This window comes from Leptospira mtsangambouensis, assembly GCF_004770475.1.
GTDB classification, from domain to species: domain Bacteria; phylum Spirochaetota; class Leptospiria; order Leptospirales; family Leptospiraceae; genus Leptospira_A; species Leptospira_A mtsangambouensis.
Genome location: NZ_RQHK01000017.1, coordinates 1,083,880 through 1,096,269 on the forward strand (window position 1 = coordinate 1,083,880; position 12,390 = coordinate 1,096,269).

The window sequence follows — 12,390 nt, forward strand, 5'->3', positions numbered from 1 at the left end:
ATCTACTTACCTAAGATGAACACAAAGTTCGTAGTCGCAGATCCACCGATGTTGAGCATAAGGCCATTTTTAGCACCTTTTACTTGGTAATCACCTGCTGTGTTTGTGACTTGTTTGTAGAGGTCGAGCATCATACGAACGCCGGATGCACCTACCGGGTGACCCACACCAATGAGTCCACCAGATGGATTGATTGGTTTTTTACCACCAAAGTCAATGGTTCCTTCTTCGATTGCGATATGTTCTTTTCCTGGTTCTGAAATTCCAAATGCAGAAATCGCAGCATACTCAGAAGAAGTGAAACAGTCATGTGTTTCAAACACATCAATGTTTTTTACATCTAAGTCAGCACGTTTGTAAGCATCTTTTACTGTTTGGCGAGTCCATGGAAGGATGTATTTGTCTCCAACGGATTCTAGTTTTTTTGCTTCAAACGTAATTGGTGCCACTCGGTGACCCCAACCTTTGATGCGAGGGATATCATCAAATTTACGACCAGTTTTTTTAGCGTATTCTTTTGCATAACCTTTGGAAGCAAGGAGAGTGACAGCAGCACCATCTGTTACTTGTGAACAGTCAGTGATACAAAGTCTTCCACCCACAGCCATGTTATTGTCTCCACCGCGAGCCATCGCATGTTCTTTGTTCATGAACCATGTACGAGTTTGTGCTTTCGGGTTACGTTTTGCGTTTGCATAGTTGATACGAGAAATCTCAGCAAGAGCATCCATAAAACGTTCTTCTTTTAGTTCGTAACGTTCGAGGATGACGTCTGCTAGTTTTCCGAAAAGTTTAGGAAATGGAAATTGAACTCCCTTCGCTTCTTTATCGTAGTAAGCAGCTGTTCCAAGAAAGTCACCACCCACAGAAGAAGATACAGTTTTCATCACTTCCACACCAAGAACAATCGCTAGATCGTAATCTTCTGCACGGATGTGTGTGATCGCTGCATCAAGAGCAACTGATCCAGAAGCACAAGCTGCTTCGTAACGAGCACCAGGAACTCCAAAAAGAGCAGGGTTTACTTCTGTTAAAAAAGCACCTAAGTGGCCTTGGTTGGCATACTGTTCTGCATCGAAGTTACCAACAAACACAGCCACACGGTTTTCTTTGTTCAATCGTTTGATTTCATCATAACTGATGCCCACTTTTTCAAGAGCATCATCTAATACTTCACGCATCATGGACATGAAGGTTTTTCCTTCTTTTGTCCAGTTTCTTTGGAAGTCGGTTTGTTCTCCGCCTAATACGAATACTTTTTCACTCATATGATACTCCTAATTAACCTTTGAATAGGGATCTTGCATCCAGTTTGTCGCCAAGTTCGTAGAACTTTTTGCCTTCTTTTGCATCTTTTAAAAGTTTTGGAACTGGTATTTTAGACGCTTCCATAAGTTTGATTGTTTCTTTTGGTCCACCAAGGAAATCAACGAAAGCAGAAGCAGGAACCCAGTTAAAACCGAAACCCATAGCGCCGTCAGTGTTTTCTTTTGTATCAACCACTTCTCCCACGAGAGAGAGCGAATAACTGATGTAACGTGAAATGAAGTAACGAGCAATGTCTGCTTCGAGACCACTTGCTTTTTTAACAACTTCCATTGCACCTTTGTAGTCAGATTCTTTGATTTTTTGGCGAGCTTCTTTGATAAAAGGAATATCAAATTTTGGATACGGATCGTACTCACCAGTTTTGATATTGTAAACAAACTTCTCACGTTTTCCGTCAGCGTGTTTCACAACTTTAGTGAGTCCACCACCAGATTTCATACCGAGTTTACCAGCATCGATTAACTTTTGGAAGTAACCAGGAAGTTTGAAAGTTTCGTGTGCTTCGTCTTTTGTATTGTCGTAGATATTGTCTACAATGGCTTTGTGAACATCAAGTCCTACGAAGTCAGCAGTGGCAAGTGGGCCCATCGCACGACCAGTATAACCAGACATGATTTCGTCTAGGAGAGCAATTCCACCTTTGTCAGCATACTTTTCTGCAAAGTGTGCCACTTCGTTCATCAACTGAAATCCGATGCGGTTTCCAGCGAATGCAGGAGTGTCATTTGTATAAACAACGGCACGACCTAGAACTTTGTCTAGATATTCACCTAACGCTTGTGTGACTTTTTTGTCGTTACCAGAGTGAGTGACGAGTTCACAAAGGATCATTTTATAAGGAGGGTTAAAAAAATGTGTTCCGTAGTAGTGTTTTTGACCATCTTCATCGTAAGCTTTTGCCAAACGACCGATGGAAAGTCCAGAGGACACAGTGGAAACGATGGTTCCGGGACGACGAGCCTTTGCAATACGAGTATTGATCGGTTCTTTGACTTCGTAACTTTCCGCCACGAGTTCGAATACCCAATCTGACTCTGCGACAGCTTTTTCCAGATCCGCATCGTAGGAACCGGGGATCATTCTTGCGCGGATTGTATCCGTTTTGACGGATGCGACAGCGGCTTCGATACCCTGTTTTGCTTTTTCAACATCTCTAGCGAGCATATGGACTTTAGCACCACCGAAGGCAGCAATGACGCCCGCACTTCCAGAACCCATGGCTCCGTTGGCACCTAAAATCGTGACAGTTTTGATTTCTCTCATGAAGGAATTTCCGAATCTAATTTTTACTTACCGTTCTAGAAAGCCAAGGTGACAGGAAAATCGTTTTTTTTTGTCAGATTTGTTACAAAATGGGGGCGGTAGGGGTGGGGCGCGTGGGTACAATTTCCCCGCCCGATCTGAGGGTGGGGAACTAGACCCGCCACCCAATGGTTCTCCTCTATCACAACCCGCCGTTTCCCGCACTTCCTTTCCCAAAATCCTAATTTTTAATTCTGAAAAGTTCATAGTTGGTATTTTGGGCGCCCGGGCGGGCCTCATGCGGGGTCCGCGTTCCGCTCCCGTCCTCGAAGGCTTACAGCCTCCTCGGACCAAGCCCTTCTGGTCCCTGGCGCTAGACCACGAGTGAACCAAAATTCACTCATCAACTTGATTTGTTGCCATTGATCGAAATTCAAAATAAAACCCTAGCGCCAGCGGTAGCAGCGGAAATCCTTTCGCAAAGCGAAAGATTGGAGCGGATGACGCGGTCGGTTTTAGAATCTATGTTTTTCAACTAACGGATTCGAGGCGCCCCAAAGGAAAATCGACAATTCCTTTTGGGGCAATGTTTTTCTGAAAATGGTTTTTACTTTTTATTTTTTTTGCACTTCTCTTTCTAAAAATTCCGTAAATTCAATTTGTCGGTTAATGAATGTTAGATTGTATCTGCTTTCGTAAAAAAGAAGGGCACTGGCAAGGAACAAACAAATCCCACCAGATAAAGCAACAACTGTGGGGATCCAGGACAATTCTTTGGCAAAGGCAAGAGTGATGGCCAGTGTCAAACTCGAAATCACAAATAGGGAAGTTGCCAAATACAAAAAGGCCATGGAACGTTGGATGAGGACGGCGCGTTTTTTTTGAACAGAAAGTTGGTGGCGCATATAAACCATTCGTTCTGTGTGAAAACTTCTTTTCCCGTCTAATAGAAGTTCCACTTCCGATTTTAGAAGATTCACTCGATCAAAAATACGCCCAAGCCGATTGGCTGTGGAAAATATCAAACTAGCACAAGCAGAAACAAGGACTGCTGGCGTGATCATACCGGAAAGGATTTCGGAGTTGGAAAACGAATCGAACATAAGGAATAACTTAGCGGACTTTGTTTGTTTTGAAAGGAAAAAACGTTTGGTTTTTTGTGGAACTCGCTCGAAGGGAAAAATTTGAAAGTTTCTAGAATGTCTGAAAAGATAGATGATATGGTTTAAAAGGGGTCCGGAAATAATAAATTCCATTCCCCTTTTGTAAAAAATACATTTAGCGCCTGATATACGAAAATAATATTGACCTTCGGATTTTAAATCTATAGATTAACCGATGTCATACTGATATGAAAATAAGAATTCTTTCCTTGGGGTTGTTGCTCATTCGTATCTAATGGACTATTTTGTGAATCTACCGGAACCAGAAAAACAAATCATCGAGACAAACTTACAGTGGTTGGTTACACTTCGCAAAGCCGCCATTGATGAAGCAATTAGGAGAAGGAGGTAAGTAATATGAAGCAATTGATAATATTACTGCTGCTTGTTTTAAGTTTTGTATCGTGTGAAGACCCACAGGAAGAAGGCGGAATTAATAAAGAGGGTTTTTTGCTCATAGAGTTTATTAATTTTATGGGCAGTCAATCTGGGCGGTATGATTCTGCTTGCGATTATCCTAATGAATCGATTCCGCTTTCTTTGAACAGTCTTGTGACTTTAAGTTCATTTAGCCAAAAGTATCGTATCACAACAGGTGCCAGTGGCTTAAAATATGCATTTTCACTTTCAGGAGACTATCCAAATTGTGGAGTGACTCTTTATATATACAATTGTGCGAATCCGAACTTTTTTGCATCAAATTCCGAAGTTAGTTGTGACTCTGGAACATTTTCAAACCATGTTTCTGGCGCTACGCAAACTTGTGTTATATCTTCTTTTGCAAACCAGAAGGTTATGATTTTGATTGAGCCGAATTCAACATCATACCCAACAACTAAATGTTCCACGATCACCTTTGAGGCATTACCTTGAATAAGTTAATTATTTTAATAATACTCTCGGTAAATTCGGCATTATTTTCCCAACCATTTGCTAATATACCAGAAACTCAAACTTGTAATACGATTTCGAAGTATTCAATACCTACACAGTCATCACCTGATCCTGCAAATCCACTTTACTACTCTAAAACTAGGGTCACTTTTTATGGTGACAGTCGCATTGACTTTGCCAACGCTTTACCATCAGGAGCTAATCCCGCACTGTATTATGCGCCCTTGATTCAATCGGCAGACTTTCCTGGAACTTCTTTTTCCCTTGGGCTTTTTTATGGGCTCTCTAGTTTGGACTTCTATTTAGGCACAGATCCTAGTTGGAATATCCAAAACTTCGGCCATGGAGGAGATAGTTCCCTGGAAATGTTAGACCAATTGACAAAATGCTTGGGTCGGCCCAATTATTTAATCGCACCTAACGTAGCTTTTGAAATTGGAGGAAATGATTATTTGCAGAATATGTTAATGATCATGCTTATGCCTTGGAATGGAGAGGCGTATATCAATCGTGCTTTAAATAATATTGAAAGATCCATTACTCTCTTATACCAAAAAAGAAAAAATGTTTTAATCGTCGGGAATTATCCCGCAGTGGGATGGTCCGCTTTATTGGGGTTACCTGATGAACGAAAGGGATTTGCCTTTCGGACTTTTAATTTCAAATACCAGAATAGTCTTCAAATGCGTTCCATTTCGGATCAAATTACTTTTGCAAATGCGCAAGCTTCCATTCAGGAAATTTTAAACGAAGTTTTAATCGAATATAATGGTTTATCGATGATAGAGTTATTAAGTGATGCGGTGACTGGAATCCCTGTTAACTTATCGAGTGAAGATAGAAGTTGTTTTGGCACACAAATACCACAAAATGTATTTGCTCCTTACTTTTGTTGGTTAGCTGCCAACCTTCATGCGTTCGGTACAATACCCTCCCATCTGATGCTTCGCCAAGAGTTGAAGTATCCTGAAATACAATCTAGGAGACAACCATACTTTCAAGCGCAAGGATTAACTCTCGAATACCTGCAAATCTGGGAGGCATTTATCAATCCACTCACAAAAGAACCTTGGGTTGTGAATGATGTGTTGATGGGAGATATCGTACACCCAAATGCCATTGGGCTTTCTGTTTGGGGTAAACAGGTTGCAACAAAAATCAAAAGTATGGGTTGGCATCTTCCTGGCATTGCTCCCGCAACGCCACCACCACCTCCGCCAACAGACCCAGGTGGCGAAATCATAAATAGACCAGAACCAAATCCAATTTCCGATTTAGAGTTACTGATTTTATGTTTTTGGTTTGGATTTTGTCATTTATAGAATTTCGATTAGGGAAGTTACTCCTTGTTAAATGAGTCCTAATAATTTTTGAGATAACTTTGTAGAAAAAACATTCGATATGATAAGAGTTATTATTTTACTGCTGCTTGTTTTAAGTTTTGTATCGTGTGAAGACCTAAAGAAAGAAAGTCGGAGCGATGCCGAAGGGCTTTTTGTCATTTGGTTTGAGACATTGTTTAGAAGTTCGGACTATGATCCTGCTTGTGATAACGAAAGTCTTTCAACTCCCTTGACTCTAAGTTCTCCAGTGCTTTCCACTTCCGTTGAGAAAACGTATCGATTTACGACTGGGCCGTCAGGATTGAAATACAATTTTTCTGTATCTTCCGATTATCCGGCCTGCGGAGTAATCGTAGATATCAGAAGTTGCCGACCCCCTTACTCTTTTGCTAGCGACAGCGGTGTGGTCGTATCGTGTAATTCTGGTAATTATAGAAATTACCTATCTGGAGGAACACAAACATGTCAAATCCCTAATTTTTCAAACCAGGTTATTTTGGTGTATTTGGTTTCTGCCACTTCATCTTATCCAACTACGCCTTGTACTACGGTACAATTTGAGGTGATTCCTTGAAACAACATCTAGTTCTGATACGTTATACAATCTCATTGAATGCTGTGGTAGTAATTATATGAAACTAGTTGTCATATTATTCCTATTTGTATTTACTATTCTCTCCTGCGAAGATTCAAAGAAAGAAAGCAGGAGCAATGCCGAAGGGTTTTTTGTGATTTGGTTTGAGACATTGTTTAGAAGTTCAGGTTATGATTCCGCTTGTGATAATCCTAATCAATCGATTCCTCTTTCTTTGAACAGCCTTGTGACTCTAGGCTCCTTCAGTCAGAGGTATCGCATCATAACAGGTGCCAGCGGCTTAAAATATGCGTTTTCACTTTCAGGAGACTATCCGAATTGTGGAGTGACTCTTTTGGTTTATAACTGCGCAAAACCGAATTTTTACGCCACAATCTCTGAAGTAAATTGTGATTCGGGGACATTTTCAAACCATGTTTCTGGCGCTACTCAAACATGTGTCATTCCCTCTTTTGCAAACCAGAAGGTTATGATTTTGATTCAGCCGAATTCAACATCATACCCAACTACTAAATGTTCCACGATCACCTTTGAGGCATTACCGTGAAAATGTCTACTTTGAGCAAATTATTGAATGTTCCATCTGAAATTGTATGAAACGATTTATACTTTTATGTCTAATTGTTTTAAGTTTTGTATCGTGTGAAGACCTAGAGAAAGAAAGCCGGAGCATTGCCGAAGGTTTTTTTGTCATTTGGTTTGAGACATTGTTTAGAAGTTCGGACTATGATCCTGCTTGTGATAACGAAAGTCTTTCAACTCCCTTGACTCTAAGTTCTCCAGTGCTTTCCACTTCCGTTCGAAAAACGTATCGATTTACGACTAGGCCGTCAGGATTGAAATACAATTTTTATGTATCTTCCGATTATCCGGCCTGCGGTGCAATCGTAGATATCAGAAGTTGTCGCACTCCTTACACTTTTGCTGGCGACGTAATATCTTGTAATTCAGGAAGCTATCGAAATTACCTATCTGGCGGAACACAGACATGTCAAATTCCTAATTTTTCGAACCAAGTTATTTTAGTGTATTTGAGATCTGCCACTTCATCTTATCCAACTACGCCTTGTACAACGGTACAATTTGAGGTGATTCCTTGAAAAAGTTTAATGGAGGAGTTCTGGCTTCCAAGTCAAAACGTTAGATATTGTGAGAAAAAATGATTAGATCGTTCTATTCAGCAGTCACTGGCGATTCCAAATACTTTGTAAAATCTTCTATCTTTGTCAGTCGTTTTACAATTTCAAAGTCTTTTTCCGCTTCTGGATACTGGCGGGATAAATAGTGTAACCATTGTTTGATTCTTCCTGCCCGGCTTTTAACTTCCATATCTGCTTCTAAACTTTGCCAATATCGAAATAAAATTTTTTTGACCTCATCCCAAGAAAGATTTTCTTTTCTTTCTCCTCGAATCATCAAAGCAAGAGCTGGGTTAGCAACAGCACCGCGACCAATCATAATGTCTTGGCAACCAGAGATTTCTTTACACCGGACTGCATCTTCTTCAGTCCAAATTTCGCCATTGGCAACGACTGGAATTTTGACAGTTGCTCCAATTTTATAAATCCAATCCCAATACGCAGGAGGTTTGTAACCGTCTGTTTTGGTTCTTGCATGGACTACGATTTCTTCGGCTCCTCCTTCTTCCAAGGCTTTTGCACAAACAAGCGCCTGTTCAGTGGAATCGTAACCTAACCTCATTTTTGCAGTGACTGGAATGACCGAAGGAACCGCTTTTCTAATGGCCTTTACAATGGCAAACATCTGGTCTGGTTCTTTGAGAAGAGCTGCTCCTCCCCGGTTTCGGTTGACTGTGGGAGCTGGACATCCAAAATTAATATCGATCCCGTAAGCACCAAGAGATGCCACCTTACTTGCGTTCTCCGCCATGCAGTTGATATCAGAACCTAATAATTGTACTTTGACAGGAACTCCAGCTTTTGTGCGACAACCTTCATACAATTCGGGAACATATCTATAAAACCTATGTGATGGGAGGAGTGTATCGTTCACTCGAATGAATTCACTAACACATTCATCAAAACCACCCACTTGCGTGAGAGTGTCACGAAGTCGGTAGTCAAGAAGTCCTTCCATAGGTGCAAGTAAGATACGCAAAAGAAACTTAGACCAATCCTATCCAGTGACCCTTCGTAATAAGGCCCGACCAATCATTCTGACTTTGGCAGCAAATGGCAAACGTTTCAAATTGGTACCAACAATCCCTTGGGTAAAACGAGTTTTTTTACTGTAATCAATATGGACATCCAAAATGACAGGACGCCCTTCATTTGCAAGAATCCATGCTTCATCTAACTTTTGTTTGATTTCATCATTGGTTTGGATGGAAAGATATTCGGCACCCGTGGCCAAAGCGATGCCTTCAAACCTTGTGGTTCCAAGAACAGTGCAGGTTTTCCGATTGTAAGGAACCTGTTGGGCTTGTGAAATTTGGGAAAGTTCTCCATCGTTAAAAACGGCAAACACAGCTCCAATTTTGTTACGACTCGCAGTGATTAATTCCATACAAGTCATTAAAAAAGCTCCATCACCAATGATCCCAACAACTGCTTTCTCAGGATTTGCAAGTTTGGTTGCAATGGTTGCAGGCACTGCATAACCCATACAATTAAAATCTGTGGGAGAAATCATATGCCTTGGTTTGTGGATTGGCATTAGTTCTGCAGTGAGAAATGTATGGTTTCCGTCATCCACCACCACATAACCATCATCAGGAAGAGATGTACGTAAGGCGTTAAAGAATCGAGCAGGGTTCACCCTATCCTTACTATCATGTTGGAACCATTCTTCCAAATAGTTTTGTTTATTTTTCTTTATCTCTGCCGTGAGCACTTTGGTTCGATTTTCCCGACTCTCTTTTGTTAGTTGTAGTTTGTTCTGCAGTCTTTTTACCAGTTCAGGCAAAACGATTTTTGCGTCGCCTTGAATGTTGACTTTGGCTGGGTAATTTGCGTGAAAGACATCGGGATTGATATCGATATGAATCAGATTTTTGGGAACGGTCACTCCAAAACTACCAGTGGCAATTTCGGCAAAACGAGTCCCAACTGCCAATAAACAATCACAATCAGAAAAAGCCTGGGTGGCTGCAGGAACCGCTGCTGGACCAAAACTCATTCCACAATGTAAGGGATGATTTCCAGGAAATGCACTTAAACCTTGTAAGGTTGTAGATACGGGAGCTCCGAGTAGTTCTGCAATGGCAACACTCGACTCCGCTGCATCGACTGCTCCCCATCCTAAAAATAAACCTGGTGACTTTGCCTGAAGAAGTAATTCAACCGCTTCTTCAAGTTTGGAATCTGAAAATGCCAAACTAGTAGTTGTTTTCGTTTGGCAGTATTCTTGGTAACTGGGAAGATTTTCTACGGGACCAGTATAAAGTTGGATGTTCACAGGAATTTCGATAAACACGGGCCCGGGTTCTCCACTCACAGCAATTTGGTATGCTTCGTAAATCGTTTCTACCACTTCCTCTTGAGAATTTACTTTAAAAGTTTTTTTAGTGATCGGTTTCACTAATGTATGTTGGTCCATATCGTGTAATTGGTATTTGAATTTGGAATCGCTACGCACTCCACCTGCAATCACCAACATAGGAATCCCATCCAAAAATGCTTCTCCAATCCCACTAGCAGCATGAGTCACACCGGCCGCCGGTACAATGACAACGGTTCCAATTGAATCACTGGTCCGACTGATGGCATCGGCCATAAACGCACCACAACCTTCATGAGTTACGAGCATCGGATGGATCAAATCAGAGTTATTTAATTCATCATAAATTTCTGTATTATGGACTCCAGGAATTCCAAAGGTATAACGAACTCCAATTTGTTCTAATGCATATCTGACTAACCAAGCACCTGTTTTTTTCATGTGACTAAACTCCTTTGTTTTCCATGCTCACTAACTGAAACACCGTTGTTAACTGACTTTGCAGCTGCTCTTGCGGTCAAAATACAGCCAGATAAAAAAGTTCCTTCTAAAGATTTAAATCCGCTGGCACCACCACCACCAAATCCTGCCGCTTCACCGATGGCATACAAACCCGGGATAGGAGAACCTAACGGATCTAATACGCGACTTTCCAAATCAGTTTGAATCCCTCCTAGACTTTTTCTTGTGATCAGTCTAAGTTTGATGGCGATGAGGGGTCCGGAACTTGGATGAAGAATGGGTTTGGGCGCACAAGTTCTCACTCGGTCAGAACGCCATGACCTGGCATGTTGGATCCGTCTCAATTGGTCATCGTTCCAAAGACCTTTCCCTCTCCGAATCACATCATCATACTGTGTGATTTCTTTTTTTAATACTTCGTATTCAATTGTTTGATCACCATTTAAACGATTCATTTGATCAACTAATTCTCGTAAGTTGTCTGCAACAATGAAATGATCACTTTCTTTTTGTAACTGCTTCACGAGACGGTGGTTTCCCAGTAACACTTCTCTTAAGAAAGAAACTAATTTTCGATCTCGGATCATGGGATTGTGTTCTGATCCTGAAACGGCAAGTTCTTTGGCGGCAATCCGCCAATTTAAGAGTTGCCAAGTATATGGTTTTTCTAACCCAGAGATCCTACGACAAAGTTCGTTGGTATCAAATCCAGTCATCATCGGTTCTGGCCCAATCCGACGCCCCGAATGGTCGAGCCACAAGGCTGACTTACAAGGGATGAGGCTCAGTCCATGACCCTCAAATTCTGGTTTTGGATTGGGAATCCCTGCAGCATAATTCCACATTTTATCCAAATGAGTGAGGTTTCCGCCATGATTCTTCACGGCATCATGAACCAATCCATCAGCAAAAGGATGGGAACCATTCAACATTTCCTTTGGTGCCTCTCCCCAAGGTTTGTACCAATGTTCACGAACCTTATCTAAACATCCGGTGATGCCACCTGTTGCTACCATCACGTGGTCTGCATAAAATCTTAAATCCTTCTTTCCCGTTTTTTCTTGTTCTGCGACACAACCTACAATTCTACCGTTTTCTTTGATTAAATCAGTAACCTTGTGTTCAAATAGATAATTTAATTTTCTATTGTTTTTATGTTTTTTTAATAGTTCTACGAAACGTTCCACCAAACGGTAACCGGTTCCCCAAAGAACATGATAACGTGGAACAGAATTCCCTCTTTTGTATAATCCTCTTTCTACCCAATTGACCACAGGAAAAAAATGTAAACCAAGACTTCCAAGCCAATGATAGACCTGCCCAAGACTTTCGTTCACATATTGTTCAGCCCATTGTTTAGGAAAAATATCATTTGGGCCAAAATTAGCAAAAGAATACCAATCGTCCAAAGCAATCTCGGGAGTATCTTTGATTCCCAAACGTTTTTGCAATGGAGTGCCAACTAGGGCCATACCACCAAATGATAGTTTAGCGAGACCACCTAAATGTTCCTCAGAGTTTCTATCTAAAATTAAAACAGATTTTCCTTGGTTTAAACATTCAAATGCTGCCACCAATCCTGCGATTCCTGCTCCGATGATAATGACATCGTTTTTTGCGACCACTAACGATCCTCCTTCTCTCTGTTTTGAATCAATGTTAGATGTTTTTTATTTTCAAAAACTTGAAAGTGCTTCATCCTCAGTGACACATTGATAACACAATGTACATAGTATTATTTTAAAATAAACAAATGCGACTCAAATTTTTAAAAGGAACCAAATTCAAATATTAGAATGAATTTAACAACTAACAAGAAATAGTAAATTTTATAATTATTACTAGAATAGTTCTAGAATTTTAACTGATGCGTTAGCCAATATGTATCTTTTATTTTTGAATT

General features: G+C 40.8%; 9 protein-coding genes. 3 read left to right on the forward strand and 6 right to left on the reverse strand.

Annotated features, from left to right (window positions below):
- Positions 1-2 precede the first annotated feature (2 nt).
- The 3 genes from EHR01_RS17630 to EHR01_RS17640 all read right to left on the reverse strand — a co-directional run bounded on the left by EHR01_RS17630 (position 3) and on the right by EHR01_RS17640 (position 3,674).
- Complete coding sequence (locus EHR01_RS17630; protein WP_135696797.1) at positions 3-1,268, reverse strand: acetyl-CoA acetyltransferase; 1,266 nt, start codon at positions 1,266-1,268, stop codon at positions 3-5.
- Between the two features lie 13 nt (positions 1,269-1,281).
- Entirely contained in the window at positions 1,282-2,592 is a 1,311-nt protein-coding gene (locus EHR01_RS17635) for a 3-hydroxyacyl-CoA dehydrogenase family protein (RefSeq protein WP_135696799.1), read from the reverse strand.
- A gap of 593 nt (positions 2,593-3,185) precedes the next feature.
- Positions 3,186-3,674 (reverse strand): DUF2721 domain-containing protein, encoded by a 489-nt coding sequence (locus EHR01_RS17640; protein WP_135697441.1) that lies wholly within the window; start codon positions 3,672-3,674, stop codon positions 3,186-3,188.
- Between the two features lie 417 nt (positions 3,675-4,091).
- Here EHR01_RS17640 and EHR01_RS17645 point away from each other — a divergent pair, with 417 nt between their 5' ends.
- From EHR01_RS17645 to EHR01_RS17665, 3 genes are all read left to right on the forward strand, one after another.
- Complete coding sequence (locus EHR01_RS17645) at positions 4,092-4,607, forward strand: hypothetical protein (RefSeq protein ID WP_135696801.1); 516 nt, start codon at positions 4,092-4,094, stop codon at positions 4,605-4,607.
- Positions 4,604-5,950 (forward strand): LIC10707 family hydrolase, encoded by a 1,347-nt coding sequence (locus tag EHR01_RS19270; protein ID WP_208721805.1) that lies wholly within the window; start codon positions 4,604-4,606, stop codon positions 5,948-5,950. The genes EHR01_RS17645 and EHR01_RS19270 overlap by 4 nt, the downstream gene beginning before the upstream one ends.
- A gap of 653 nt (positions 5,951-6,603) precedes the next feature.
- Positions 6,604-7,113 carry a hypothetical protein gene (locus EHR01_RS17665; protein ID WP_135696805.1) on the forward strand — a complete coding sequence of 170 codons (510 nt, stop codon included), beginning with the start codon at positions 6,604-6,606 and terminating at the stop codon, positions 7,111-7,113.
- 626 nt (positions 7,114-7,739) lie between these two features.
- Here EHR01_RS17665 and EHR01_RS17675 read toward each other — a convergent pair.
- The 3 genes from EHR01_RS17675 to EHR01_RS17685 are packed head-to-tail and all read right to left on the reverse strand — an operon-like array spanning position 7,740 to position 12,112.
- Positions 7,740-8,684: a tRNA dihydrouridine synthase gene (locus tag EHR01_RS17675; RefSeq protein ID WP_135696810.1), complete on the reverse strand. Its 945-nt coding sequence runs from the start codon at positions 8,682-8,684 to the stop codon at positions 7,740-7,742.
- A gap of 18 nt (positions 8,685-8,702) precedes the next feature.
- Positions 8,703-10,466, reverse strand: a complete 1,764-nt coding sequence (locus EHR01_RS17680) for a thiamine pyrophosphate-binding protein (protein ID WP_135696812.1) — start codon at positions 10,464-10,466, stop codon at positions 8,703-8,705.
- Complete coding sequence (locus EHR01_RS17685) at positions 10,463-12,112, reverse strand: FAD-binding dehydrogenase (RefSeq protein WP_135696814.1); 1,650 nt, start codon at positions 12,110-12,112, stop codon at positions 10,463-10,465. Before EHR01_RS17685 ends, EHR01_RS17680 begins: the two co-directional genes overlap by 4 nt.
- Positions 12,113-12,390 lie beyond the last annotated feature (278 nt).

Coding starts and splice junctions, on each gene's coding strand:
- EHR01_RS17635 (WP_135696799.1), bottom strand. CDS start 2,592: ATGAGAGAAATCAAAACTGTCACGATTTTAGGTGCCAACGGAGCCATG.
- EHR01_RS17665 (WP_135696805.1), top strand. CDS start 6,604: ATGAAACTAGTTGTCATATTATTCCTATTTGTATTTACTATTCTCTCC.
- EHR01_RS17680 (WP_135696812.1), bottom strand. CDS start 10,466: ATGAAAAAAACAGGTGCTTGGTTAGTCAGATATGCATTAGAACAAATT.
- EHR01_RS17630 (WP_135696797.1), bottom strand. CDS start 1,268: ATGAGTGAAAAAGTATTCGTATTAGGCGGAGAACAAACCGACTTCCAA.
- EHR01_RS17640 (WP_135697441.1), bottom strand. CDS start 3,674: ATGTTCGATTCGTTTTCCAACTCCGAAATCCTTTCCGGTATGATCACG.
- EHR01_RS17645 (WP_135696801.1), top strand. CDS start 4,092: ATGAAGCAATTGATAATATTACTGCTGCTTGTTTTAAGTTTTGTATCG.